At 69.8% G+C, this 24,946-nt stretch carries 21 protein-coding genes and 1 pseudogene; 7 read left to right on the top strand and 15 right to left on the bottom strand.

What is annotated here, in order from left to right; all coding sequences use genetic code 11:
• Positions 1-54: 54 nt before the first annotated feature.
• Genes AB0G52_RS33285 through AB0G52_RS33270 form a run of 4 tightly spaced genes read right to left on the bottom strand, consistent with a single transcriptional unit; the run spans position 55 to position 5,745 of the window.
• Entirely contained in the window at positions 55-444 is a 390-nt protein-coding gene (locus AB0G52_RS33285) for a cupin domain-containing protein (RefSeq protein WP_361341615.1), read from the bottom strand.
• The gene (locus AB0G52_RS33280; protein ID WP_361341612.1) at positions 441-2,102 is read right to left on the bottom strand and encodes an AMP-binding protein; all 1,662 of its coding nucleotides are present in this window, start codon (positions 2,100-2,102) and stop codon (positions 441-443) included. Before AB0G52_RS33280 ends, AB0G52_RS33285 begins: the two co-directional genes overlap by 4 nt.
• Positions 2,099-5,281 carry an FAD/NAD(P)-binding protein gene (locus tag AB0G52_RS33275; protein ID WP_361341609.1) on the bottom strand — a complete coding sequence of 1,061 codons (3,183 nt, stop codon included), beginning with the start codon at positions 5,279-5,281 and terminating at the stop codon, positions 2,099-2,101. The genes AB0G52_RS33280 and AB0G52_RS33275 overlap by 4 nt, the downstream gene beginning before the upstream one ends.
• Positions 5,278-5,745 carry a cobalamin-dependent protein gene (locus AB0G52_RS33270; protein WP_361341606.1) on the bottom strand — a complete coding sequence of 156 codons (468 nt, stop codon included), beginning with the start codon at positions 5,743-5,745 and terminating at the stop codon, positions 5,278-5,280. Before AB0G52_RS33270 ends, AB0G52_RS33275 begins: the two co-directional genes overlap by 4 nt.
• Before the next feature lie 339 nt (positions 5,746-6,084).
• On the opposite strand from AB0G52_RS33270, the gene AB0G52_RS33265 reads away from it, so the two are divergent.
• The 3 genes from AB0G52_RS33265 to AB0G52_RS33255 all read left to right on the top strand — a co-directional run bounded on the left by AB0G52_RS33265 (position 6,085) and on the right by AB0G52_RS33255 (position 10,062).
• Positions 6,085-6,675 (top strand): alpha/beta hydrolase, encoded by a 591-nt coding sequence (locus tag AB0G52_RS33265; protein WP_361341603.1) that lies wholly within the window; start codon positions 6,085-6,087, stop codon positions 6,673-6,675.
• 542 nt (positions 6,676-7,217) lie between these two features.
• Positions 7,218-9,491 (top strand): helix-turn-helix domain-containing protein, encoded by a 2,274-nt coding sequence (locus tag AB0G52_RS33260; RefSeq protein WP_361341600.1) that lies wholly within the window; start codon positions 7,218-7,220, stop codon positions 9,489-9,491.
• A gap of 13 nt (positions 9,492-9,504) precedes the next feature.
• Complete coding sequence (locus AB0G52_RS33255) at positions 9,505-10,062, top strand: XRE family transcriptional regulator (protein ID WP_361341597.1); 558 nt, start codon at positions 9,505-9,507, stop codon at positions 10,060-10,062.
• A gap of 159 nt (positions 10,063-10,221) precedes the next feature.
• On the opposite strand, the gene AB0G52_RS33250 is transcribed toward AB0G52_RS33255, so the two are convergent.
• The 6 genes from AB0G52_RS33250 to AB0G52_RS33225 all read right to left on the bottom strand — a co-directional run bounded on the left by AB0G52_RS33250 (position 10,222) and on the right by AB0G52_RS33225 (position 15,271).
• Positions 10,222-11,373 (bottom strand): SMI1/KNR4 family protein, encoded by a 1,152-nt coding sequence (locus AB0G52_RS33250; protein WP_361341594.1) that lies wholly within the window; start codon positions 11,371-11,373, stop codon positions 10,222-10,224.
• 559 nt (positions 11,374-11,932) lie between these two features.
• Positions 11,933-12,538, bottom strand: coding sequence for a hypothetical protein (locus AB0G52_RS33245; RefSeq protein ID WP_361341592.1), 606 nt, complete (start codon positions 12,536-12,538; stop codon positions 11,933-11,935).
• Entirely contained in the window at positions 12,535-13,026 is a 492-nt protein-coding gene (locus AB0G52_RS33240) for a hypothetical protein (protein WP_361341589.1), read from the bottom strand. The genes AB0G52_RS33245 and AB0G52_RS33240 overlap by 4 nt, the downstream gene beginning before the upstream one ends.
• A 315-nt stretch (positions 13,027-13,341) precedes the next feature.
• Positions 13,342-14,085, bottom strand: a complete 744-nt coding sequence (locus AB0G52_RS33235) for a hypothetical protein (RefSeq protein WP_361341586.1) — start codon at positions 14,083-14,085, stop codon at positions 13,342-13,344.
• Positions 14,082-14,915, bottom strand: coding sequence for a sigma factor-like helix-turn-helix DNA-binding protein (locus tag AB0G52_RS33230; RefSeq protein ID WP_361341583.1), 834 nt, complete (start codon positions 14,913-14,915; stop codon positions 14,082-14,084). The genes AB0G52_RS33235 and AB0G52_RS33230 overlap by 4 nt, the downstream gene beginning before the upstream one ends.
• Positions 14,916-15,043: 128 nt before the next feature.
• Positions 15,044-15,271: a hypothetical protein gene (locus AB0G52_RS33225; RefSeq protein ID WP_361341580.1), complete on the bottom strand. Its 228-nt coding sequence runs from the start codon at positions 15,269-15,271 to the stop codon at positions 15,044-15,046.
• A 1,047-nt stretch (positions 15,272-16,318) separates the two neighbouring features.
• Here AB0G52_RS33225 and AB0G52_RS33220 point away from each other — a divergent pair.
• From AB0G52_RS33220 to AB0G52_RS33210, 3 genes are all read left to right on the top strand, one after another.
• A complete protein-coding gene (locus AB0G52_RS33220; protein WP_361341697.1) occupies positions 16,319-16,918 on the top strand; it encodes an HNH endonuclease family protein in 600 nt (199 codons plus the stop codon).
• A gap of 646 nt (positions 16,919-17,564) precedes the next feature.
• Positions 17,565-18,059: a DUF3761 domain-containing protein gene (locus tag AB0G52_RS33215; protein ID WP_361341577.1), complete on the top strand. Its 495-nt coding sequence runs from the start codon at positions 17,565-17,567 to the stop codon at positions 18,057-18,059.
• A 343-nt stretch (positions 18,060-18,402) separates the two neighbouring features.
• Complete coding sequence (locus AB0G52_RS33210; RefSeq protein ID WP_361341574.1) at positions 18,403-20,226, top strand: TerD family protein; 1,824 nt, start codon at positions 18,403-18,405, stop codon at positions 20,224-20,226.
• Here the strand turns inward: AB0G52_RS33210 and AB0G52_RS33205 are convergent.
• The 5 genes and pseudogenes from AB0G52_RS33205 to AB0G52_RS33185 all read right to left on the bottom strand — a co-directional run.
• Positions 20,199-20,331, bottom strand: a pseudogene (locus AB0G52_RS33205) (response regulator); the annotation flags it as partial. The gene AB0G52_RS33210 and the pseudogene AB0G52_RS33205 overlap by 28 nt on opposite strands.
• A gap of 97 nt (positions 20,332-20,428) precedes the next feature.
• Positions 20,429-21,931: a UvrD-helicase domain-containing protein gene (locus tag AB0G52_RS33200; protein ID WP_361341571.1), complete on the bottom strand. Its 1,503-nt coding sequence runs from the start codon at positions 21,929-21,931 to the stop codon at positions 20,429-20,431.
• Complete coding sequence (locus AB0G52_RS33195) at positions 21,928-22,407, bottom strand: hypothetical protein (RefSeq protein WP_361341568.1); 480 nt, start codon at positions 22,405-22,407, stop codon at positions 21,928-21,930. Before AB0G52_RS33195 ends, AB0G52_RS33200 begins: the two co-directional genes overlap by 4 nt.
• Entirely contained in the window at positions 22,404-23,279 is an 876-nt protein-coding gene (locus tag AB0G52_RS33190; RefSeq protein ID WP_361341565.1) for a DUF6083 domain-containing protein, read from the bottom strand. Before AB0G52_RS33190 ends, AB0G52_RS33195 begins: the two co-directional genes overlap by 4 nt.
• A 174-nt stretch (positions 23,280-23,453) precedes the next feature.
• A complete protein-coding gene (locus AB0G52_RS33185; protein ID WP_361341563.1) occupies positions 23,454-23,717 on the bottom strand; it encodes a helix-turn-helix transcriptional regulator in 264 nt (87 codons plus the stop codon).
• 215 nt (positions 23,718-23,932) lie between these two features.
• Between AB0G52_RS33185 and AB0G52_RS33180 the strand changes: the two genes are divergently transcribed.
• Positions 23,933-24,925, top strand: coding sequence for a hypothetical protein (locus tag AB0G52_RS33180; RefSeq protein ID WP_361341560.1), 993 nt, complete (start codon positions 23,933-23,935; stop codon positions 24,923-24,925).
• The last annotated feature ends 21 nt before the right edge of the window (positions 24,926-24,946 follow it).

The following is a 24,946-nucleotide window of genomic DNA, read 5'->3' as shown; positions in this document are numbered from 1 at the left end:
CACCGGCAGGCGGCAACATGGTTCACAAACCGTGAACCGAGCTTGCTGTGCCGATCAGAGCGTGGTAACTGGCTGCTCCCAGACCACGAGCATCACCGCGCCCTGCACGGAGTGCGGCGCGTGGATCGATCCAGGCTCCATGACCAGCAGGCTGCCGGCGGGGTGCGCACCGGCGTCCGTTTCCAGCTGGCCGCTGAAGACGTAGATGATCTCGAATCCCTCGTGCCGATGGGGCTGGGACGCCGCTCCCGGGGCGTATCGCACGATGCCGGCGGCCGGGCCCTGCGGGCCGGTCTGCTCACTGGAGTACAGGCGGTGTATCGCGACGCCGGACCGCCCGTCCGAGGTGAGCGGTTCGAAGGCCAGGTCCTCGACGTGCAGTCCTCGCTCGGCCACACTGCGCAGCACGTTGGGCAGCACGGCAGTCAGGGCGTGGGCATTCATCGGTTCTCCTCCTCAGGAGGTTGAAGGGTGTGGGGTGCGGGTTCGGGAACCAGGGCGGCGCGCCGGACCTTGCCGGATGTGGTGCGCGGCAGGCGGTCGGTGAACGTGATGGAGTGCACGCGCAGCGCCTCGCTGACGCGGGCGTCCACGTGACCGAGCAACTCCGCGGTGTCTACGGCGTGCCCGTCCGCCACCTCGACCACGGCGTGTGCCGCGAGGCCCAGAGTGGGGTGCGCCGTGGGCACCACCGCCGCGTCGCGGACCGCGGGGTGGGAGCGCAGCACGGCCTCCAGCTCGTAAGGGGACACTCGGTGGCCGCCCGACTTGAAGACATCGTCCGAGCGGCCCAGGACCCGCAGGTAGCCGTCCGGGCCGGATTCGCCGATGTCGCCGGTGCGATAGGAGCCGTCGGCGGCCACTGCGGCGGCGCGCGGCCCGCCGACGTCGTAGCCGGCCATCATCCCGACGGGCGAGGTGGTCAGGTCGACGCAGATGGCACCGTCGTCCAGGACGATGTCCCAGCCGGGCAGCGCCTTGCCGAGCCAGCCGGGCCTGCGCTGCATGCCCGGGGTGGTGCCGATCAGCGCGGTGGTCTCCGTCTGCCCATAGCCCTCGCGTACCGTCACCCGCCAGGCAGCGTCGACGGCGTCGGCGACCTCGGTCGGCAGCGGCTCGCCGGCACTGGTGGCCTCCCGCAGCCGCGGTTTGGCGCTGCCCAGGTGCTCGACCATACGGGCCCAGAACGACGGCGGGGCGCACACACTGGTCACCTCGCGCTCCGCCAGCAGCCTCGGGAGCCGCGCGGGGTCGACGCCGCCGTCCGAGGGCACCACCAAGGTGGCCTCTGCGGCGAACGGCACGAAGAAGCTCGACCAGGAGTGCTTCGCCCAGCCGGGCGCGGAGACGTTCAGGTGCCGGTCACCGGGCAACAGCCCATTGAAATAGAGCGACGACAGGTGGCCGATTGGGTACGACGCATGAGTGTGCAGCACGAGCTTGGGCACCGATGTGGTCCCCGACGTGAAATATGCGAAGGCCGGATCGGCGGCCGGGGTCACGGCGTTGGGAAAGAAGAGGTTCGGAGCCTGCCGTGCCGCGCGGTGGTCGTGCCAGCCGGCCACCGGAGGGCCGACCGCGATCCGGGTACGCAGCTCTACTTCGTCGAACAACGGGGCAGTGTCGCTGCGGGCGACGAGGTGGCGAACGCCGCCGCGGGTGATGCGGTCGGTGGCCTCTGCGCGGGTGAGCGAGGTGTAGGCGGGGATGACGACGGCGCCCAGCTTCAGGCAGGCCAGGATCGTCTCCCACAGCTCGACCTGCTGGCCGAGCACGACCATCACGCGGTCACTGCGCCGGATCCCCAGCCCGGCGAGCCAGTTGGCAAGCTGGTCGGAGCGGACCGACAGTTCGTGGTACGACACCGCGCTGACCGATCCGTCGTCTTCCACCAGTTCCAGCGCGGGACGCTGGTTGCCGTCGGCGATGACGTCGAACCACTCCAGTGCCCAGTTGAACATCTCCGGTCTGGGCCAGGTGAACTTCTGGCGCGCCGTGTCCAGGTCGTCGCGCAGCTCCAGCAGCAGGTCCCGCTCGCGGGCGTAGGCGCGGTGGGCGTCGGTGCGGCGGGGCGCGCGCCAGGCCTCCGGACGGTGTGTCACCGGCGTCCTCCTTGCAGGGCGGGCAGCCGAAGGCTCTGGGCCAGCGGGGCGAGCGCGTCCGCAGCCACGGCGTCGGCGTCTGACGTGAACTCGGTCCAGGGCCCCGGGCGTGCGGAGCCGACCTGCATGAACCAGCGCTGGCCCTCCGTGGGGATGCCCAGCGCGTAGAGGCCGTCCACGGCCGATCCGGTCGCGTCTATCGGGTGATAGGGCGCGGCGGTGACCGCCACCCCGCCGGTGTCAAAGGGCTCCTGGCCGGCGGTGTTGGACCAGGGGACCCAGACCCCGGACCGGGTCAGCTGGCGAGTGAGGGGGGAGGGATCACGGGCCAGGTCGGCGCCGGGGATGCGGGCATCGATGAGCGTCTCGCACCACCGGCGGCTGTTCGCGACCTGCGGCGACGACACCGCGAACGCGCCTGCCTCAGGATCGGGTGCGAATCGTGTAGCAGGGCCGACGGCTTCCAGGATCCCGGCATCTATGAGGGCCAGCGTCTGCTCCACCCGCGTCAGCGGCGGGCCAGCGGCGAGGAAGGAGCTGAGCGGCGCGAACCAGCCCAGGAATTCGCGCTGGTGGGATGCAGACGTCAGACCGCCGTAGTCCACCGCGCGGCGAATGGTTCCCCGTACGTCGCGCAGCACGTCCAGGGCGGCCTTGAGCGGGCCGTCGTGATTGCCCAGGCGGGCGTGCGCAATGTCCGCCTCCAGCAGCCCGGTCAGGGCCGCCGTGAACTCCTTGGGGCTGGCGAAGGCGCGGCCGGCGAAGGGCCGGGCCAGCCGGTCGGCGTCCAGCCGGTCGAGATCCTCCAGGCCGAAGCGCTCTGCCAGGCCGCGGGCGATCGTCTCGGCCTGTGCGGGGCCCTCCTCTTCGATGGCAGCGGCGACCAGGTCGCGGTAGCCCTGCTCAACCTCAGTACCGTATCGGGATCGGACTGCGGTGGCGTAGTAGACCAACTGTATTTCGGCGTCGAGCCACGGCCAGACGGTGGCACGGAAGTCCAGTGCGCCGCTCCGGCGCAGCGCGGTGATCCGCTCGGAGGTGAACAGACGGGCCCGGTAGCGCCAGTCGGGGCCTTTCTGGTTCAGCCCGCGGGCTGGTACCGGCACACCGGACCGGGAGCCCGCGATCAGTTGGGGTTCCCGCCCGGAGGGCAGGTAGCGCAGGCCGCCGTGCCCGTTGTCCTCAAAGCGCCCACCACGACCGGTGGTCAGCGCGGCCATGACGTCGTAGAAGGACAGCCCCATGCCCAGGACGGCAACGCGGCTGCCAGGCGCGATGGCATCCAGCGGCATGTCGGCGGCGCTGTCGCCGCGGATGTAGCGCACGCTGGGTTGTGCGTCGCCGAAGGCAGCGAGCTCGGCCTGATGCCCGGAGAGCCCGGTGACCGGGTGACCGGTGGTCAACACCACCCGGTCCGCGTACTCGGTCCGGCCGTCAGCGAGCGTCAGCAGCCAGCCATGGCTCTTCCGTTCCAGGGACGTCACCTCGCCCCGGATGCGGCGCAGCCGCGCCTCGCTGGGCAGGGAGGACTCCAGGGCGTCCAAGTAGAAGTGCAGATAGCGTCCGTAGAGCGCGCGCGGCGCGTAGGAGCTCGGGCCCGGGTAGCCGGGATCGATGGCGGCCCACCACTCGCCCAGCGAGGGACCGGCGCCGGCCCTGGCCGGGCCGGCGTCCGGCGAGCCCGAGAACATGGTCACCTCGCCGCAGGCCGTGTTCATCAGGAACGAGGTGTCCTGGTCGGTGCGCCAGATGCGGCCGGCGCCCACCTCCACCTTGTCGATGATGCTGATGTCGACCCTGCGGCCAGGGCGCTGGGCGGCGAGTCGGGCCGCGAGCCGCTCGGCGACGGCGAGACCACGGGGGCCCGAGCCGACGATCGCGATCCGGTAGGGGGTGCCCCCTGCGGTGAGCTCGACGGCCCGGTCGTGAGCCTCGGCGGTGTAGCGCAGCATGCCCAGCAGGCGCGCGGACGTCACCGCCGAGGTGGGCGAGGCCGCTCCGGGCAGCGGCATCGCCCCGGTCGCGGCCCATACCAGCCTGCCGTCGTCGTCGATGGCGCCCTGCGCGGCACCGGCGTTGTCGCGGTGCAGGCAGAAGGGCACATCCAGGACGCCGTCGGCGAACGCCCGGCGCAGCGCGGTGCCCACGTCCTGGCCGTTGGCCAACACCGCCTGAATGAGCGCGGACGCCTCCCCGTAGACGGTCTCGTAGTCGACCTGCCGGGCCCACGGCAGGGTGCAGCCGTCCGCGACAGCACGTCGGGCGATGGCGGCCGCTCGCTCCAGCGCCTCGACGTTCTCGGCGACGGTGGGGATGCGGTGTGCTTCGGCGGCGGTCTTGACGATCAGCCGGGCGGCACCGCCGCGCACCGCGATTTGCGCGGAGGCATCCAGCAGCAGCTGCGCCCCTGACTGCGTGCGGGGGTAGACCCCCATGTAGGTGTAGAGCACCACGTGCCAGGCCACTGTGTCGGGCAGGTGTTCCTCGGCCAGGTGGTGCAGCGCGGCGAGAGCCTCGATGTCCTGCACCGCGTGCGTCTGCTGCGCGTACGACAACGACACCGAGGTGAGGCCGCACTCGGCGAAGAACATCGCCTCCAGGACGCTGATGGCGATCAGCAAGGACGGCGGGCACATCTGCCCGAGCATGCAACCGCCGAATGTCTCCAGATGGGCCCGGATGCCGCGGTCAGCGGCGGTCTCGGTGAACTCCCGCGCTGCGTCCGCCCACGCAGGGGTGGACTCGGCCAGCGGCAGACGGGAGTACGGCAGGCAGTACGAGACCGGACCGCCCTCTGAGGCCGAAAGACCGGCGTCGACCATCGCCTTGAAGATATGCGCCGGACGCGCGGAGCCGTGCCGGACCTGCACCGGTATTCGGTAGCCGGTGGCCTCAACCACCTTCGCACTGACGTCCGGGCCGTGATTCACGAGAGGGAAGCCGTTCAGGGCCTTCTGCGCGGCCAGAGCCGCAGCGGCGCCGGCGATGTCCTCGACACGGGTGTAGGAGTCGATGGTGATCGTGCCAGCGGTGTGGGCGCGGGTGGAGGCGACGGCCCGTAACCCTGCGGCCATCTCCTCGGGGTCGGACATACCCATGCGCGGCTGCACAACCAACTGGCCGGCGTTACGTGCCCTCTCTACGTACTCCTGGAAGTCGACGATCCTCTGCCGCATCATGCCATGACCTCCACTTCGGGCGCGGCCGCAGACGCGAGCCGCGCGAGAGCACGCCCGAACTCATCAATGTCCGCACCCTCGGTGAAAACGGCATTGAAGCCCGCATCGACCAGCGTTGCGGCCAGATCAGCGTTTACTGCTCCCTGAATCCCCAGCTTTCCTCCAATCATTACCGGCACGCCGGCGACCGTTGGATTCTCGTCCGCGCGCAGCGCGCTGATCAGGCGAATCCCGTCGAGATGGCCATGTCCGTTCACAGAGGAGATGACCACGGCGTCCGGCGCATAGGTGCGGACCGCATTGATCAGCACCTGGTCAGGCACACATGGCCCCAGATTCACCACCTCATAGTCCAGCTCTTCGAGCAGGAGCTGAAGGAACACGAGATTCCACGTATGCGAATCAGAGGATGTGGTGGAGAGGAGAATGCGTCGTGCGAGTCTCTTCCGAATCCCCTCGGACATCTATCTCCCATTGGTTCCGTCGAATGCAAGGACAGTTGGACAGCCCCAATATCGACGGTCACCGGTGATCGGCAAAGCCGGTTTCACGATACGCGAACCGCAGTTCGAGGAAATGATGCAGACTCACCGGAATTTTAGATTCCGAACTCGCACCCCGCGGCGTGGCGCAATGATCACGTAAAGCTTTCCTTTAATCACGGACACCTTGAACTCTTCTCGGTAACGCCTCGTGCCGTTTTGTGATATCGGCCTCCTGACCCATGATCAGGGCGGTGTCCTTTGCGGTGCGACGTTCGAGCACAGTGCGCCACGTGAGCTACTGACTAGTAGTCTGCGGCCATGCCTGATCCCGTCCCCTTCGCCATGCCCACCCGTTTCGACGGAGGCCGAGATCGTGTCGCAGTTGTCGTTCCCGGTGTTGGTTACTCGCCTGCCCGGCCGCTGCTGCACTTCGCCCGGAGCGTCCTGCTGCAGCACGGCTGGACGGTCCAAGAGCTGTGGTGGCAGATACCCGAAGGGCTCGCGCAGTTCACGGTGGACGACCGGATCGCATGGGTGGAGCGGCAGGTCACCGAAGCCATTGAAGCCGAGGCGGGTGCTTGTGGGCTCGTCGTCGGCAAGTCCCTGGCCTCCCTCGCCTGCGGCATCACAGCCGACAGGAACATTCCGGCAGCCTGGCTCACCCCGGTCCTGACCATCAACCATGTTGCCGCGGCTCTCCGGCGAACCATGGAGCCGACCCTCCTCATCGGCGGAAGCGCCGACAAGCTCTGGGATTCACGAATTGCTGCATCCCTGCAACACGACGTCCTGGAAGTACCCTCAGCAGACCATGGGCTGGAACTTGCGGACGATGCCACAGGATCGGTTGAGGCCCTACAGCAAGTCGTCTCTCGGCTGGACCGCTTCATCAGCTCGCTCGACCGCTGAGACCAGCTAACAAGATCGGTTCGGTCGCGAGCGGACGTAACAGTGGGCCGCCCCCTGTTCGGGGGCGGCCAGCGACGTGTGCGTGGTCGTGAAGGGCGGTCGCCTACGCGGCGAAAGGCTCCATGAGGCTTCAGCCGAACGATCTTCCTCATGGGCAATAGGTGAGGCCCGGGGACACTGTCCCCTCCACAACCACACCGTCTGCAACACGGGCAGGTACCCCGGCATTCCCGCCCCTGTGGCACCCGGCGGGGCCGACACGGGCGGGCGCGGGGGCTGTCGGGGCCGTATCAGCAGTTTGGCCAGCTCGCCGATCGACGTCCAGCCGGTCCGCCGCATCCGCCTGGTCGGGAAAGACCGGGGAAGGCTCGAGGCGGCCGGAGCACGGCCCACAGTCATGCACCTCTTTCCTTAACTCCTGAAGCGGACGGGTCGGGGGGCCACGGCCACTATCACCCCGAACGCCGCCAGTACGCTGAATGTACGCTAGAAGTACGCGATGAGTACGCTACTCCGAGTAGGATTAAGGGTGGAGGTGTCTCATGTCAGAGTTGTTCGATGCCGTGGACGCGCTGGTCTCGTCCCGGTCCCCGCTGCCGCCGCCAGCGGAGCGCAGGCGGTTGCGCCAGGCGCACGCGCTCACCCTGGACGAGGTGGCCGCCGCGCTGAAGGTGCGGCGGGCGACCGTCGGCGGTTGGGAATCGGGCAAGACCGAGCCACGGCCGCCGGAGCGGGAGGCGTACGCGCGCCTGCTGGAGCAGCTCGCCAAGCTCTACCCCGCCTCCGAGAGCACCGGCGCCCCGCAGGAGGAGACCGCGGTGCCGCAGCCCGCTAAGGCGTCCGCAGCCCAGGCAGCGGCAGCAGCGATGCCCATGGTGAGCCCTGCGACGCCGTCGCGAGGCGGGGCACCGGACGCTGCGGCCACGGCCGGGCCAGAGAAAGAGGAGTCTGCCTTCACTCCCCCGGCGGCCGTTCGGGCAACGGCCGCCGGGTCGCGTCCGCGTGCCGAGCGGTCGCACGGCTCGCGTCCCCCGGGTGCGAAGAAGGCCTCCCCGGCGACCACACCCGCGCCCGGCGGCGTGTACGCGCACGGCCCGCTGCTCGTCCTCGACGCGGACGCCGACCGGAATGTGACCGGCTACGGCGTCGGCGGTCTGGTCCTGGATGTGCCCGCCAAGTCCCTGCCCGCCCTGATCGAATGGACGCTGGCCGAGGCGCAGCTCGGGACGGAGAGACTGAACGGTTCGGGCAAGGCCGCCGACCCGCTGCTGGTGCTCACCGAGGCCGCGTGTGAGCGGTACGGCCTGCCCGATCAGCTGTCGGAGTCCGAACGGCTCGCCGGGCGGCTCCCAGAGGGGCACAAGGTCATCAAGCAGCTTCAGCGGGCCGACTGGCAGCTCACCAAGCGGGGGCTGGGGCCGTGGGCGCGGATCTACCGCCCGGCCAAGGGAGGCCGCCGTCAGTGCGTGCAGCTATGCATCCCCTCCTGGCGCGCCCTGGACAGCCGCGCGTGGGGTCATGCCGCGCAGCTTGAGCCAGCGGAGCTGGCCCGCGTGCTGGGCGTGTATGCGACGCGGGTGATGACGCCGGTGGGTTCCACCGCGGTGACGGGGCTGCATCTGATGACCGCGCTCAACCCGCCGACCCGCGCCAGCGAGCCGGACGCCGACGGCCGGCGCCACTCCGAGCACCGGCCCGGCTCGCTGGGAACCGAACCGATGGACCCGGCGCCGTGCGAGGCGACCGACGGCCACCCCGTCCTCGCTCATCTCCCCCGGTTCCACGTACGCGGCCCCGACGAGAAGCTGTTCGAGGAGGCCTACGACTGGGCGCGGGACCTGACCGATGCCGAGTGCATGAAGCGCTACCTGGTCGGCCTCGATGTGAATCTGTCGTTCGCCGCAGGCGCCAATGGTGCCGTCGTCGGTCTGGCCACGCCGCCGGTCCACGTCGCCCGACCCGCGTTCGACCCGGCGCTGCCCGGCTCGTGGCTGGTCGACCTCTCCCGCGTCGATCTGTCCCGGGTGAAGGTGGGCAAGCAGTGGCGGGACCTCGACGGGGACTTGCTGCCCTGCCCGTTCACGCCGAGTGGCCAGCGCCCGACGGGTCCGGCCTGGTACGCCACCCCGACGGTCGCCTACGCCGTCGAGCTCGGCTACGACGTCACCCCGCTCGAGGCCTGGGTCCGCCCCGAGAGCGGCCGGTTCCTGGACGGCTGGTACAAGCGACTGCGCAACGCCTACGTCGCGACCATGGCAGACCTCGGCGTGGGCGAGAAGCTCTCCCCGCAGGAGTTCTTGGAGGCGATGGACGGCTACAAGAGCCGTGATCCGCAGTTGGGCATCGTCGTGGACGCGGTCAAGATGACCGTCAAGGGCGGCATCGGCAAGCTGCGGGAGAAGGCGCGCGGCGGCGGCTGGAAGCCGGGACAGGCCTGGCCCGCCCTCGCCCGCCCGACCTGGCGCCCGGACATCCGCGCCGTCGTGATCTCCCGGGCCCGGATCAACATGCACCGCAAAATGCTGCATCTGGCGGCGGCCACCGGGCAGTATCCGGTCGCGGTCCTCTCGGACTGCGCCGTCTACGCCGCCGACGGACCCAGTCCACTGGATGTCCTGCCCTACGACGCCAACGGCAAGACCGTGCCCGGCAGCTTCCGGCTCGGCGTCTCCCCGGGCATGGTCAAGCATGAGGGCACCCAGAGCGTGCTGTGGGGCTCAGGCGTCCTCGAGCACCTCGCCGGTGACGGCCACGTCGCCAACCTCGCCCGCTACATCAAGACCGGCGAGGTCACCGCCAAGGACACCGGAGAGTAAGGGGAATCACGGCATGGTCACGGTCGGGGAAGGACTCGACAAAGCGGTGCAAGGGGCGTTGACCCGTCCCGTCCCCAAGTCCGCCGGGGCACAGATGCGTTACCTGGTCCGCCAGCACCAAGGCAGTACGCGGCGGGTGGCCGAGCTGCTCGGCATCAGCCAGCGCACCGTCGAACGGTATGTGAAGAACCAGATCAAAAAGCCCCGGCCCGAGCTCGCCGACCGGCTTGAGCGTGAGGTCCGTGTGCGCTGGCAGCCGCAGGTGAGGGCCAAGGCCAAGCAGGCTGCGGCCACCACCGGCGGCATCATGATCGATGTCCAGGCCCGTTTCGGCTACACCGCCGCACCCGGCAGCACCGACGACGCCCGCGTACGCCACCTCACCCTCGCCCTGCCCCCACGACACGCTGCCCGTCTCTTCCAGGCCCAGGAAGCCGGTCTCACCGAGGACCAGCTCCGCCAGATCGCCGCCGAGGCCCTGGGCGAGGTCTACTTCCGCGACAGCGGCCGCCGCGCCCACGGCCTCGAAGTGGAACTCACCGACCTCCTCGACCTGGAATTCGAGCTGTAGCGAGTCAGGGTGCTGGACAGGAATCAGAAAAAGGGCCTCGGGCAGCGCTGCGGCAGCAGGGGGTTTCGCGGACCACGCCACGGCAGAGTGACTGAACACCTCATCCGGCGCGGATCCGCCAGGTGAAACCTCACCCGAACGGCTCAGCCGTCGCTGAGATCAGTCCTGGTCCTGGGCGTAACGGGCCGCGTACCAGCCGGAGTTGACGTCAGGGTTGCGCAGGGCCGCCCAGAAACGGTTGTCCGGCATGAGCGGTACCGGTGGGTTGCCGAGGTCGGCGAGCAGCTCGGCGCGCCAGTCGACGCTCAGGCGGCGGCGGATGGTGGCGATCTCGTACACCGCCCGGTGCGGCGAGCCCCATACCGCGTGCACCATTTTCTCCGCGGCCCACCTGCGCAGGTCGTCCCGGTGGGCATGGGACTGGACGAGCACCGTGCGCAGCCGCAGAACGAGCGGTCCAAAGCGGTCCGGCGGCGCTACGGCCTCTCCCCGCTCGAGCGCGTCCAGGACCGCCCGGACCTCGGTGTACTTGGCCAGCCCGGTCTCGACGGCCAGTCTGCGCATCTGCTTTCGCGCAGCCCGGGCCACACACTCGCGGGGCTGGGTCGCCACCAGCGCACCGAGCTCCTGAAGTCCGTGCAAGTAGACCGCCCTGAGTGGCTCCGTGGGGTCGGAGGGCAGGTCCAGCGGCGGGAGCTGTGCCTGCGGCCCGGGCAGGGGGTCGTCGGCACTGCCCCACTCCGGCCGGGGAGCGTACGCCGACTCCCAGATCAACCGGCCGTTGAACGCCACCGCGCTGGAGCCCTTGCCGCTCTCCAACTGGTCGGCCAGTTCCGCCAGATAGGCACCCAGCGAGTCGGCGCGCCCGAATTTGGTTCCGGTCTCGTCGAAGAACCGTCCGATCACGCCGTAGGAGTCCCGGCCTGGGCGACAGTCGATCGTGAGGCCGTCGGCGGTGACCTCGTAGGAACCGAACTTGAGGTAGTCGTGGTGCCAGTAGGACTCGGCCTCCTCCTCGTCCAGGCCTGTGGCGACACTCCGCATGAACCCGGTCGCCTCCACGATCTCCTGCAAGCCGAGCAGCCGATCGTGTGTCATGAACCGGAACGCTTCCTCGCCGCCCCGCGCCCCGTCGTGCCGGCGCAGGGACGCGACCAGGTCGGGAGGGAAGGTGACGTTCAACTCCTCCTGCGCTGCCCGTATCTCGTCATCGGCCGCAGGCGGCCCGAGCGAGGCGAAGGTGCGAGGCGTGTGCTCTCGCAGCCAGGTGTCGATGCGGTCCCAGGAATCCTCGACCAACGCGGTTGTCATACGGCCGACCCTAGAGGCGGGCGCTGACAGCGCGGGCCCACCGGCCGTCGCAGCCAGCGACGGCGGCGCCACCAGACGGAGTCGGCCCCCACCTTGCCCGCATGTCTGAATGCATGACCTTTCCGTGTCCGCGATTCGCGGACACGGGTCCGGGCGCGGCAGGGTGCCCGCCATGGCGACCAACGATCCGGAGACCCGTGACCAGGTACTGGAGGCGGCGGAAGCTGCTGCTGGAACGGTACGGCGACGGATATCCCCTCCGCGCGATGCACGCCGTACGCGCGGCCGCCAACGGCTACGGCGTGCCAGCCGACCAGGAGCCGTCCGAGACCCCGGCCACGGACGTCCTTGCCGCGCTCACTACTCATTACGTCACACGCTTCGCCCTGTCGGAGCCCATACTCATACCGGTCTTGGTGGGCAGCGCAAGTCGAGCAGCAACAGATGTTGCTGCCACCCCCAAAGCCCCCCGTTTCGCGCTGAAGGCAGGGATCACCCCCCTGGACTCCCTCGTGAGGGCCCGGGGCGGGGGCGAGTGTGTGGTGCGCGGCTCGGCGCTTTACCAGTCGGTCAGGTCGACGAGGAGGTCGCAGTGTGGATCGTCGGCAGCTGGCCGTTGGTACTGCTTTTCGTCGAGGAGGCTGGCGATGGAGGCGGCCAGTGCGGTGGAGGTGCTGGTCAGGCGGATGTCGACTCCGACGATGCCGATGCGATCGCGGGACTGCACATACAGTCGCATCAGTCCGTCGCCGTGGATGAGGAATCCGATGAGAAAGGGGTCTTCGTCAGCAACGTCGGACAGGGCCCGCAGCACGGTCAACGCCTGGCCCTGTTCGGGTTCGGGGTCGGGGGTGACGTCTTGCGGGCGGAGACGGATGAGGGTCATGCCCATGACTTCGCTGACGTCGCTTTTGCCGTGGATCTGGGTGTCGGCAAGGACAGTGCGCAGGATGCCCGGGATGTAGTAGGGGGCCACCGCGTCGTTGGGGATCTCGTAGAGGAGGTCCATGCCTGAGTCGGCATCGCCTGCGTGAACGGCGATCCGTGTGGCACCGGGGGCGGGCAGAACGCCGCGCAGGCGGCAGCCTTCGGCGAGGGGTGCGTTGAGGTAGTACAGCAGCTGGCGGCTGACGGCCGCCTGCTGCTCTCGGTCTTCGTCTGTCACTGGTTCATCCAGGCGGGGCACTTGTTGTTCGGCTGGTTCTTGCAGAAGGCGTTGACGACGCCGATGGTCTGGCCGCGGCCCGCGTCGTATTTTCTGTCCGTGGTCGTGCGTGTGTACTGGACGATGACGAGGAAGTCGACTTGTGCTGGCCTCCCGCCGGTCCGGATGGCGACGCCCTCGTGCTCCAGGCGCCCGTTTCTGTACTTGTGGTCGACCTTGTCGCGGAGCGCCTTGTCGAGGATTGAGCATTTTCGGATGTTGTGCCGGTAGGTGAAGTGGTTCAGCCGAAATCGGCGTTCCCGAAGCGGGTGACGAGCTTGCGTCTGTCGGGGTCTGTGGATGTGCAGTGCACGCGGTGGTCCCAGGGATGCGGTTCGGCTGGCAGCGGCCTGGCGTGAGCGGCGGGCGCCGTACTCGCCTGCAGGGTCGCGGTGGTCAGAACAGCGGCAGCTAATGCAGCGATCTTCTTCACCGGGCGATCCTGGCATACGCGCCGTGAAGCGTGCATTGCACCTTTTTTGGCCTCCTTCTTGATCTTCGATCTCGCTGTTGGGCGGAGGCGGCCAGGGAGGGTTTCGGCTCGTTTCCTGCTCGTCCGGGCGGCTGTGAGCAGGCTGGAGAGGTCTGGCCCGCCGCTACGGGGGAAAGCGGCGGGCCAGGATCACCACACTGCCACAGCTGCGCTCGCGTCGTATGGCATGACGGCGAAGTGCCCCGCCACCGGGTGCGGTGTGTCAGCCTGCCAGTCCTCGCTTGGTGTCCGGCAAGCCGGCCGGACACTGTCCCATGCGGCCGCGGGTGCCTCAGCGCGAACACGTCTGCCCGTCGGGTACTTCCAGGACATCGGGATCGGCTTGGAGGTTGTCGCGGAGCAGCGCGCTCACGTGGCGGGCGAAGCCGGGGCCCGGCAGGGGGATCTCGAAGTCGTGTCGGAGGTAGCCGATGTCGACGGCGGTGGGCAGATAGGCCATCAGGTCGGTGACCGCGCTTGCCCGGTGGTGGCTTCTGGCGAGCTGGCGCAGGACGCGCAGCATGGTGGTGGGGAACTCGCCGAGAGGGTGGTTGGCAGGGGCCCATTCCCCTTCGCATGCCGGTGTCTGGGCGGAGGTGTCGTCGGTGGGGACGGGGGCGGCGATGGCGTCGGTCTGCTGCTGCCACCAGTCCGCGATGTCGTCTTCCCCGTTGGACAGGTGATGGAGGTGGAGGCAGTAGGCGGCCGCGCTCTGGCCCGCGCCGGCGGCGTACTGCCACCAGAAGCGGGCGCCGTCGGCGGTATCGGTGAGCTGCAGGACGCAGGCCAGAGCTAGGGCGCTGCGGGGAGCGGGGACCTGGTCGGTGACGAAGTCGGCGACGTCGGCGGGCGAGGTGTGTGACAGAACGGTCTCGCACAGAGCCCGCAGGTCTTTGGCCGCCTCGGCTGCCCCGCACCCGTCCTCGGCCTCTTCTGGTGCGGGCGGCGGGGCGGAGGCGGGCGGGACGACGTCGGGGGGCACGATGCGGTCGCGTGCCAGCAAGGCACGCGACAGGATGTCTTCGATGCAGGTCACGAGATGGTCCCTTCCGGGTCGGTCGGCGGGCTGCACAGGATGCTGTCGAGGAAGCGGATCGCGTGGCGCTCGTCGGAGCGCACGGTAGCCAGCGGGACGCCGAGCAGGTCACTGACCTCTTCTTCAGTCATCCCGCCCAGGGAGCGCAGGACGATGACATCGAGTTGGTGGCCGGGCAGCCGGCTCATCGCCCGGAACAGAGCCTCGGTCTCGGTGAGCTGTTCGACGGCGGCCTCGACGTTCTCGGGCCCGCTCAGACGGCGCAGGGCGACGGTGTCGAACGCGGTGTGTGTGAACTGGGGGCGGCCGTCGATGAGGGGGGTGCGGGACATCACCGTGGCGCGCAGCATGGTCCAGGCGTGGCGGCGGGTGTCGGCGCTCGCCAGCGCCTTCGGCCACGACAGCCAGAGCTGGTCGTAGGTGTCCCGCACCGCGGCCTCGCGCTGCGGATCGGGCAGGAAGACGCTGGCGTAGAAGTCGTAGCCGGTCTCTGTCAGAGCGCGGAACGCGGTGTGGTCCATGGGCGGGGCGGGCCGTACCGCGATGGCCTCGGAGGAACGCTCGTCGTGCCACACGCGGGACTTGCGGCGCAGTTCGGGGGCGGCCTGCCGCCACAACCGGTACAACGGCCCTGCCGGGACTCCGAGTTCGGCCGCGAGCGCCCCCAGCAGCTCCCAGCGGGGATACAGGCGGCCGCTCATCAGCTCGGAGATCTTCGACTTGGCCATGAGCAGGTGCCGGCTGAGCACGCTCATCGTCAGCTCGGACTCCAGATAGGCCTCCCGCAGCGGCTCCAGCCACGCGCGGTGCGCCGCGTCACAGCTCTCCACGATCGGTCCCAGCGGCCTTCCGGCGCGGCCCGGTCGGGAAGGGGACAGGCCGTCGCGCGATGCACGGGAGGGCCGGATGGACAGATCATCGGGGGGACCACCGGGGGCCTGCGGCGGGTCGGGTGGTGTCACGGCGCACTGTCCTCCTCACGAACTGCTGCTTCCTCCACCCGCCGCCCCGGGACCGCGCCAGCCTGCGGGCGCAGCGCGCTCGCGATCTGCTGCACCGTCAGCCCCAGCGCGGGCGCCAGCGTCGCGACCGCCGCGATCTGGCCCGCCACGGCCATCACCACGCTCCACGCGAACACCGTCAGTACGACGGCGATGATCACGCGCCCTATCGGTCGAAGCTCCATAGACGTTCTCCTCAAGGTGGTCGGCCGGAGAGCAACTCGCTCGCCGCCCGCCAGCTCATCCGGAGGCTGGCGGGTTCCCTGGCCCGGACGGGTGCCGAATCCGTCCGGCGGGAAGGTCAACCAGCATTACGCGCCCACAGGTTGCTACGCCACGTGATCAAGCATTCACGGAACAATGAACTTCGATCCCGCCCGTCCACCGCCCACACCTGATCGGGCCGGGCCCCAAGACGAGCACGCCTTACGCCGTGTGGTGAGAAGTTCCCAGTTCTCCTTGCAATCCGGCGCCGCACCAACGTCAATGGGAGACAAGGCACCCTCGGTGTCGGCTTCCATCCGGAAGGGCCCGCCCCCGTGCCGAGACTCAACCAGGGGGCGAGCAGCACCCGCTCCCGCCTGACCCGGCGAATGGGTCAGGCGGGAGCGGAGCGGTCCACACGAGACAGATCCGACCGTAGCCCACCCCACTGACAGCGCACCCCGTCTGTGCCCCCAGAGCCTCCATGCGCCCCGGCGCACCACCCCCGGCCAGACCCGGCGGGTCCGTCAGCACTGCACTGTGAACGGCCCGGCACCGTCACTTCCGCCCCAAGAGGCGTGCGGCCCGCAGCCCCGAGGGGAAAGACCAGCGGCGCCGCGGTATGACATCCGATGCGCCGCCACGGCGTGCCGTATCGAAGCGCCCCGTCCGTGTCCGGGCACCCCAACTGCCAACCCGCAGACGCGTTGCCCACGGCACCGGAACTACGGCACGACCGCCTCCTCCCGGACGCTGGCGACGAGGCTTCCGCAAAGCCGATATGACGCCAGGACGATCAGGCCGTCTCACCCCCGACGGTGTGACTAGTTCGCCAGGCGGGTGAACCTGCAACCGACCAGCCGCGACGCTGCCGCTCCGGCCGCTACGAAGATCACAGCCTGTCCGTGTTCTTTGACTGGAGACCCTCCGTGCGCCTCGTCCGTCCCCGACACACTTTGCTCGTCGCGCTGTTCGCGCCGCTCGTCCTGCTCACCCCCACCACCGCCCACGCTGCGGCTCCCGGGCGTCTGCCCGCCCGGCACGCAGTCGGCGAGACGGTCACCCTGCCGGTCCGCGACGCACTCTCCCAGCTCACCGTGGCGGACGAGGACCGCACCGGCTACACCCGGGACAAGTTCAAGCACTGGACCGACGCGGACAAGGACGGCTGCAACACCCGTGCCGAAGTCCTCCTCGAGGAAGCCGTCACCGCGCCCGAGGTCGGCCCGAAATGCGCGCTCACTGGCGGGAGCTGGTACTCGCCGTACGACGACCGCTACCTCGACAGCGCGAGCAAGTTGGACGTCGACCACCTGGTCCCGCTCGCCGAGGCGTGGGACTCCGGTGCCTCCGCCTGGACTCCGAAGGAACGCGAGGCCTACGCGAACGACCTGGACGACTCTCGGGCGCTGATCGCCGTCTCGGCGGCCTCGAACCGGTCCAAGGCCGACAAGGACCCCACCGAGTGGCTGCCGCCGTACACCCCGTACTGGTGCGAGTACGTCACCAACTGGGTCGCCGACAAGACCCGCTACCAGCTGAGCGTCGACCCCGCTGAGCACAACGCGCTCGCGACACGTCTCGCCGCCTGCCCCGACCGGCCCATCACCGTCACCCTCGCCCGCTGAGCAGCCGTCCGGCCCGTCACTACGGCGGAAGCAGGTGACGGGCCGGACAGAAAGAAGCGGCCGACGCCCTGCCTGACAACCAGACCGTCAACGCGCCGCCCGTGAAACTCTCACCCGCGCCATCGAGCGTGGCACCGCTCTTGCCCAGGTTCTGCGCGGGAACACGACCGCCCGAGCCGGCACGCCTGCTGACGCGACCCGGCGGTCGCGCCTGCTCCGCACGCTCCCCCAGCAGCCGTGCCCGCCCGAGGCTGACGGCCAGGCAGGCAGGACGGTCTGGCAACAGGTTCAGGGCACCGGCGGTGCGGCGGTTACGGCCGGGCAGCCCCGGTAGCGCCTAGCCGGTGATCCGGATACTCCAACATCTCGGGCGAGTTCATCCATCCGTGGAATCTGCTCCCCCGTCGTCCGGCCTGTACGGCGATCTCCGGTTTCCCCTCCTCCAGCCGTACCAGCATCGTCCCGACGAGTACTTCCCGCCGGTCATGTGCTGTGCCAGCCGGCAGCAGCACCCCTGGCCAGTCGGCGCATTACCACCTAACATCCATGATGTTGACGATACTTGCGCAGTTTATGGGGATGTTTTGTAAAGTGTGCGATTGCCCCGTGGCGTGTGTCCGGGTGCCCGTCATGGGGGGATCGTCGCGTGAGTCAGTATCAGCCCGGGCCGTGGGCCGTCCGTCCGCCTGAGCCCGTCCGCATGCCTGATATTCGCCCGCTGCACAAGCGCAAGCGTGTGTGGGCCGGTGGTTTCGCGCTGCTCGCGGTCGGTGCCGCGTTCGGTGGCGGCAGTTCCAGCGCGGCCAGTCCCGCGCCGCGCCCTACGGTCACCGTCACCGCGACCGCGATGAAGTCGGCCGCGCCGGCACCGGCGGTCACCGTGACGAAGTCGGCGGTGCCAGCCCCCACGGTCACCGTGACCAAGACGGCCAAGCCGGCGTCGGTGGCCACACACAAGTCGAGTTCCGGGTCCTCGGGTGGCGGCAGCGGCGGTTCGGCATCGGGTGGCTCGTCGAGTTCCGGCGGCACGGCTGATTCAGCAGGGGCTACCGCCCTGTGCAATGACGGCACCTACAGCTACGCCGCTCATCACCAGGGAGCCTGCTCCCATCATGGCGGTGTCGCTGTCTTCTACCGGTAGCAGGGCCGCGGCGCGGCTGCGGTCAGGTGAAGTAGCACAGTTGCCGAAGCGGCCCCACCGGCTCGCCAGGCCTCATCGGTGGTGCTGGCCGCAGAGCAGCCAGGCCCTGTAGGCCGGAGTGGTCGCGGCGCAAGCGGTGCGCTGTGCGTGAGGAAGGCAGGAACGGAGAGGAACCGTGGCTTTCGGCTTTCGTGTGGGTGTGCCGGGGATGAGCGTGCGGATCTCCACTCGGGGTGTACGCACCTCCGTGGGGCCCCGCGCTGCGCGCATCAGCATGGGCAGCGGCGGCACGAGGATCTCTTCGGGGCTGGGTCCGTTGTACGCCTCCAGTTCCCTGGGCGGAGTGCGCCGCCGCACCAGCACGAGCCGTACAACCCGCTCGCGGGCTGTGGCCCCGTCGGCGGCGCAGTTGGAGCGTGCTCGCCGGCAGGCGGAGCGGGCCCAGCAGGAGGCGGAGCGGGATGCGGCGATTGCCCAGTTGGAGGAGTTGCGGCGGCAGACGACCAGTGTCCATCTGCAGTCCTTCCCTCCTGCCCGGCCGCCGGTGGTGCCCGGGCCTCAGCAGCTGAGCTTGGCCTGGGCCCTGGCAGAGGCCCAGACCCATCACCTGGCGGGGCTGGGGCTGTTCGCCCGCGCCGAGAGGGCAGCGGCCAAGCGCAGGGCCGAGGAAGACGCCCCTGCCTATCTGGCCGCTGAGGAGGCGCGTCTGCAGGCTGTCCACGGCGAGCTGACCGCTGAGGCCGGCCGGTGGTGGCAGGCCCTGGTCGCCAACGACGAGGAGACCGTGTGCGAGGCGGTCAACTACGCGTTCTCCGACAACGCGGCCGCGGGCTGCGCGGTGGGAGCGGACGGGACTGTCCTGTCGGTGGTGATGCGGCAGCAGGACATCGACTCGCTGCCCGCTCAGATGCCAGGCCTCACCCCGAGCGGGCGACCCACGCTCAAGGCCCTGAGCAAGCGGGACCGTACTTTGTGGTGGCTCACCTCGATGGGGTCGAACATCGTGGCCACGCTCAAAGAGGCGTTCGCTGTCGCGCCGGGGATCACCGCGATCGACCTGGCCGTGCTCACGCGCCTGCCGGACACTCAGCGCCTGGGGTTCGTGGTCTACGGCCGTTGGACACGCCAGGCCATCGAAGCCGGCCCGTGGCGGGAGACGACCGACGCGCTGCGGTTCCTCGACATCGGCCAGGACGTCGCCTGCTCGGTCACCACGACGGCGTCCGGGAACCTGTCCAGCTCCATCAAGCCCCTGGACACCAGCCGGCTGCCTGGCCTGCAAAGCCTGCTCGACCACGCCCAGGACGACGCCGGATCCGGCGATGCGACCCTGGCCGGCCTGGATGGAGACGTGCGCGCCAACGTCCCCGCCGCGCACGCGGCTCCCTTGCCCGACCGCTACCGGATTCGCCCCTTCGCCGAGTGGAAAACCCAGACCGCTCCCCCGACGCCGCCCGTGCCTGCGGCTCCGGCCCACGCCCCGGCGCTGCCGAACCGCAGCCCCGCGACCGCGCTCACGCCGGGACAGAACCTGGTGTTGCCCGAGGAGGCGTGGCAAGGGCTGCTCATCGCCTTCAGCTTCGCCGGCGCCGACGCCGACCTCACGCTCTTCCTGACGAACGATGACGGCCAGGTCACCTGCGATGACGACTTCGTCTTCTACAACCAGCCCTCCGCCGCGCAGGGCGCGGCCCGCCTGCTGGGCAAGCAGAGCGAGGGCCCGCACACCGTCGAACGCGCAGCCCTGCACCTCAACGCGCTGCCCGCCCACATCCAGCGCATCACGATCGCCATCAACATGGACGTCGACACGGGCCTGACCTGCGGCGCCCTTACCCACGCAAGCCTGTACACGGACTGCGTCACCGGAGCCGCCTGGACCTTCCAGCCGCCTGCTGACCCCGACGTCCGGGCCATGTCCATCGCCGAGTTCTACCGCCACACCACCAACGGCCAGCAGTCTGGAAACTTCGCGCCATCGGCCAGGGCTGGGCCGACGGACTCGACGGACTCGCCCGGGCCCACGGCGTCAACGTCACCTAGCCAGCCGGCGGCTCGTTCGTCGCCGCCGACTGGGGCGCGAACTTCCAGAGTGCGACGCCTCATGCACGTTCTGCAGCCCGCACCCCCATCGGGGTCTCAGGGCTGGGTGTGCCGCTCCAGATAGATGGAGGTGAACACGGCGACCTTGGCGCGCGGGCCCAGAGGGTTCGAAGATGTAGTCGACGGCACCGGCCGCGTATCCGCGGGCGGAGTGTTCCGAGTCCACGCCATGGCGGTCAGGAAGCTGATCGCGTCGGCGTGCAGACTTCTCTCAGTGAAATCCGGACCCCGGGTCCCATGGCCATTTGCGATCTCGAAGCTGCCTCTCACCGCTGGAGCGGACGGGCAGGCGGACGTGTGTGCCCGGTTGCGGGATTTCCGTCAGGATGATGCTCGATCCACGACAGACCGCCCATGTCCAGGCGTCGGCGGGTGCGGGTGACGGCTACGTAGGCAAGGCGGCCCTCGCTGTCGTCAATGGGCCCTGGAATGGCGCGTCCCATGTCGTCCTTTTGTTCGCTGTCTCTCGGTGGGGTGAAGTCATCGGCGATCCTCACGCAGGCCCATTCGCGTCCCTTTGCCTTGTGTGTGGTGGAGACGGTCACCTCGGCATGCTGCTCGGGGGCCAGTCCGGCCACGGCGGTGAGGATGGCGTCGGTGCCGTGCTCGTCGACGAGATCGACCAGGGGCTGCAGGTCGCGGCCGGCGGGATCGTGGGCGGCGTAGTCCTGCACTTCTCCCCATGTCGTGAAGAGAAGGAGTTCGGGGTGGGCTGTGCGGCGGCCTTCTTTCAGGTCTCGGGCGGCCAGGGCGAGGGCACGCAGGCCCTCCCCTCCCCCGGCCAACGCCACCCGGTGTCCGTCGGTCATCAGGGCCATGACCTGGGCCATGGCGCCAGCGTTGGTACGGCACAGGACCGCGTCGGGGCAGCTTACGGGGCCGAGTTCGGTGGGCACGGCCGGTGTGCCGGTGAGACGGATGGGTGCACCAGCGATGTGCAGCCAGCGGTTGGCTTCCTGCGCGAGGTCGGGTCCGAAGCGGAAGGATTGCGACAGGGCGAGGTGAGTACCGTCGAAGCCGGTCATGATGTCTTTGGCGCCCCGCCAGTGGTAGATGGCCTGGGCGGAGTCGCCGACCATGACCAGCTGGGCGTGGTCACGCTGGTTGAGGAAAATCTGTTCGACGACGGGGTTGGTGTCCTGGGCTTCGTCCAGGAGCAGGAAGTCGGCGTCGATGCGAGGACGAGTGAGGGCCCAGATCTTCAGGTAGTGGTCGTGGTCGAAGCGGACGGCGCCGTCGTCGGGGTGCTGCAGGTCAGCCCAAGCTTTGCGAGCGAACGGCACGATGTGGGCGGCGAGTTGCGCGTGCAGGTCGGGGTCTTCCAGACCTCGCAGGTGGGGCACGTGGTGGGGGGTGATGGCCTCGTCGGCTGTGTGGCAGAAGCGGGCGACGGTGCGTAGCGTGGCGTTGGAGAGTGCCTTTTGTGTCACCTCGCGGTCACCGATACACAGGTGTTTGGTGATGCCGAGGTCCTGCCCGGTCTGCCAGGCGGGGCGGCGGGGTGCGTTCAGGCGGCGGGTGTAGCGGTGGCCGGCGGCGGCGTAGGCGAGGGCGTGGGCGGTTTTGCACTGGACGGTGTTCGGGAAGCGGGTGCGGGCGTCCTGGGCGATGGCCCGGTTGTAGGCGAGGTAGCGGCCGCGGCGTGTGGTGGTGCGGGCGAGGAGGGCGAGGGTGGTGGTCTTGCCGGTTCCGGCGCCGGCCTGGAGGGCGAGGTGGTCGCCGGCGTGGAAGGCGTCGGCGGCCGCGGCTTGTTCGTCTGTGGGGTTCATGGTTTGGGGCTTTCAGGGTGCTGGGCGAGTGTGCGGCCGACGGCGGCGATCAGGTGTGCGGGGTTGGTGTGGGCGAGGAGCTGGCGGACGGCGCGGTTGAGGCGGTCGGTCTCCTGGGCGGTGTGCTCGGCGAGGGCGCGGTGGATGGCTGCGTGTATGTAGCGTTCGGGGCTCTGGCCCGCGTGGCGGGCGTCTTGTTCCAGGGCGGTGTAGGTGGCTGGCGGGAAGCCGATGTTGAGCAGGACGTGTCCGTACGCGTCCGGGTAGTGGGTCGTGATCACGTCGATGGGCAGTCGGCCGTTGAGCCGCTGGCGCAGCCGGTGTGCGGCCCGTTCGGGGGTTTTGCCGCCTGCCACGGCCATGAGGCGGCTGGATTCGTGGTTGGCTGCGAGCGGCCAGTCTCGGGCGGCGCGACGGAGCTCTGCCGCCGTCGCAGGCCGTGTCAGCACGATTTCCAGGGCGTGGTGCACCGTCACTGGCCTCCCAACCCGCGTGCCGGGGTGTGCGGCGGGCGGGTGCGGATGTGCGCTGCGTGCAGGAGGGGGTCGAAGACCTGCCAGTCGGCGACGGTGAGATCGGGGGCGGTTCCTGTGGCGTGGGCGGGGCAGTGCTGGGCGCGCCAGCGCAGTTGGTCGGTGTAGGGCAGGTGGCTGAGATCGTAGACGGCCATCGTGAAGTCGGGGAAGGTGAGTTGGCCGTGGTGGGAGCCGGTGGGCAATAGTCTCCAGCGGCCTGCCAGGTGGCCGCGGGCGAGGAGGGGGCGGTTGCAGCGGCGTCGTTGGCGGGTCTGGGCGACGCAGCGGATGTCTTCGAGGGGGCTGCGGCCGAGGTAGCTGACGAGGAGGATCCGGACGACAGGGAGGGTGGGTTGTCCGGCCTTGTCGGCTATCTCTGCAGCAGAGGCCTGGGAGGGCGGTTGGGGTTGGGGGGTGAAGGCGCCGGTGTCGATCAGGCGGCGGGAGTGGACCGCAAGTTCGCGGCGCAGCAGGGTGAGCCGGGTATGGCCGGTGTAGGAGCGGGGCGGCTGGCGGGGGCAGAGGACGGCGTGGGGGATGCGGCACCATGCGCTGCCGTCGTCGTGGGGGTGGGCGATACCGCCGCCGATGTGCCAGCGGCAGGAGGCGGGAGTGTCGGCTGTGGGGACTTCGGCTGGGTGCAGGGCGATGGGGCGGTCGTCGTGGCGGGGGTACCAGTCGATGCGGTTGCCGCAGTGACGGCAGCGGCCGCTCTGCCCGGCGCGCAGGAGGCGGCTGGGGCTGGTCGGGGCGATCTGCAGACCGCGGCGGCGGGGGACGTGGCGGGGGCTGCCGTCCCAGTGGCGGTCTGCGGGCAGGGGGTGGGGGCGCATGGCGGCGACCGTGCCAGGTGACGCGCCGAGGGCCGGTAGCGGCTTTCGGTGATGTCACACGATCAGCCCCACCCATGGGAACGCCCGCCCGGGGCGTGGATCATTTATTCGATGTCGTCCCGCCCTGGCGGGTGATTCTTTCCGCGTCCGGTGAGCGGGGTGGCGGCGGCCGGATCAGGGCTGAGGTGTGCCCGGGGCGGGGTGTCCCTCGCACAGAGCGGTGAGGAAGCGTTCGATGGGGACGCCGAAGGCGTGGGCCAGTGCGTGCCAGGTGGTGATGTTCCCGGTGCTGCGGCCGTGTTCGAGGTCGATGAGGGTGCGCCGGGCGAGGTTGCTGCGTTCGGCGAGTTCGTCGTAGGTCCATCCGCGCTCGCCCCGCAGCCGCACGAGTTCGACGCGCAGCGCATTCAGGTTGGGGTCGGGCGGGATGATCGTCACCCCACCATCCGACGGTGCAGACCTCTGCCCCGTCAGTGCGGGTTTCTGCACTTTCTTCCCGGGGGAAGATCGCGCGACCGCGGTGCAGGGATCTGCACTACCGTGCGTCCGTCCGGAACGCCGGACCGCAGGCGTTCCGTCCCTTTGGCACGGACAGACAGGAGGACGGTCGGCCGATGAGGCTCGGCGGTGCCGCAGTGCGGCGCATCTGGACGGTGGAACTACATCCGCGGGCGGGCGGCCCCAAATTGGTCTGTGCCCAGTGCACCGCCCGCACGCCCGCACGCGAGGCAGCCTCCGCGCGGTCCGCCGCCCTGGCCCATCTGGCCTGCCACGCACGCGCCGACGCGCTCCCCGGACACCTGCGCACCTGCCAGTGCCGGGCCCAGGGCTGCCGCTGGCATCCACGCCACCGCGGCTGCGCCGGCCCGGTCCTGCTCGCCCTCACCCAGGGCCGCGGCGGCCGCGCCTGGCGGCTCGCCGACGCCTGCGCGGCCTGCGCAGCCGCGACCAGTCACACCGCCGTCGTCCCCGACACCCTGCTCGGCAGCCCCCACTCCCCCGCCCCGTCGGTACCCGCACGTGGCCCACACCAGCTCGGGACCGAGGAACGCCTGCGAGTACGGGAGACGCTCACCTACCTCGCGGCCTCACTGCCCCAGTTCACCTCCCCCGCCGCCCGCCTCCTCGCCGTCCAGTGCACCCTGCGCGCCGATGCCCGCGGTCACACCCGTCTGCCTGCGGGCCTGCTGCGCGGCATGCGCCTGAGCGGACGCAGGGAAGTCTGGGAGGAACTCTCCCAGGGCGCCTGGCTCAGGTGCCCCGACCTCAGGCGCCCACAGGTGGAGGTAGAACTGCTCGACGCCACCGTCCTGGACCAAGTACCCGGCCGGCGTGCGCGCTGCCGCGCCGCCCAGTGGGCCCTGCGGCCTACGCCATTGCACCTGCCCACGGCTTCACCAGCTGCGCTGCGGTTGATCGCTCTGATCCTCGCCACGCACATCACCGGCCCTGCCCCACACACCGTCGACATGGAGGTGCTCACCCGTCTAAGCGGCCACTCTCTACAGCAGTTCGCCGAGCTGCTCGACCGGCTGGTCGTGCTACGGGTGCTGACGGCATGGCGTCAACGCCGCGACACCGAGGATGTCCTCTGGGAAATCACCACGTCCCAGACGACGGCCGGGGCCGCGCCGCGGCACACATGACCAGCTATTTGTCAGCAGCGC

This window comes from Streptomyces sp. NPDC021562 (genome assembly GCF_040640875.1).
Classification (GTDB): domain Bacteria; phylum Actinomycetota; class Actinomycetes; order Streptomycetales; family Streptomycetaceae; genus Streptomyces.
This window is presented reverse-complemented; position numbering and strand designations above follow the sequence as displayed.

What these genes read in the sequence shown, in the direction of transcription:
- AB0G52_RS33285 (WP_361341615.1), bottom strand. Translation starts at nt 444, where the DNA reads ATGAATGCCCACGCCCTGACTGCCGTGCTGCCCAACGTGCTGCGCAGT.
- AB0G52_RS33275 (WP_361341609.1), bottom strand. Translation starts at nt 5,281, where the DNA reads ATGATGCGGCAGAGGATCGTCGACTTCCAGGAGTACGTAGAGAGGGCA.
- AB0G52_RS33270 (WP_361341606.1), bottom strand. Translation starts at nt 5,745, where the DNA reads ATGTCCGAGGGGATTCGGAAGAGACTCGCACGACGCATTCTCCTCTCC.
- AB0G52_RS33265 (WP_361341603.1), top strand. Translation starts at nt 6,085, where the DNA reads ATGCCTGATCCCGTCCCCTTCGCCATGCCCACCCGTTTCGACGGAGGC.
- AB0G52_RS33260 (WP_361341600.1), top strand. Translation starts at nt 7,218, where the DNA reads ATGTCAGAGTTGTTCGATGCCGTGGACGCGCTGGTCTCGTCCCGGTCC.
- AB0G52_RS33255 (WP_361341597.1), top strand. Translation starts at nt 9,505, where the DNA reads ATGGTCACGGTCGGGGAAGGACTCGACAAAGCGGTGCAAGGGGCGTTG.
- AB0G52_RS33250 (WP_361341594.1), bottom strand. Translation starts at nt 11,373, where the DNA reads ATGACAACCGCGTTGGTCGAGGATTCCTGGGACCGCATCGACACCTGG.
- AB0G52_RS33240 (WP_361341589.1), bottom strand. Translation starts at nt 13,026, where the DNA reads ATGCCAGGATCGCCCGGTGAAGAAGATCGCTGCATTAGCTGCCGCTGT.
- AB0G52_RS33225 (WP_361341580.1), bottom strand. Translation starts at nt 15,271, where the DNA reads ATGGAGCTTCGACCGATAGGGCGCGTGATCATCGCCGTCGTACTGACG.
- AB0G52_RS33200 (WP_361341571.1), bottom strand. Translation starts at nt 21,931, where the DNA reads ATGAACCCCACAGACGAACAAGCCGCGGCCGCCGACGCCTTCCACGCC.
- AB0G52_RS33190 (WP_361341565.1), bottom strand. Translation starts at nt 23,279, where the DNA reads ATGCGCCCCCACCCCCTGCCCGCAGACCGCCACTGGGACGGCAGCCCC.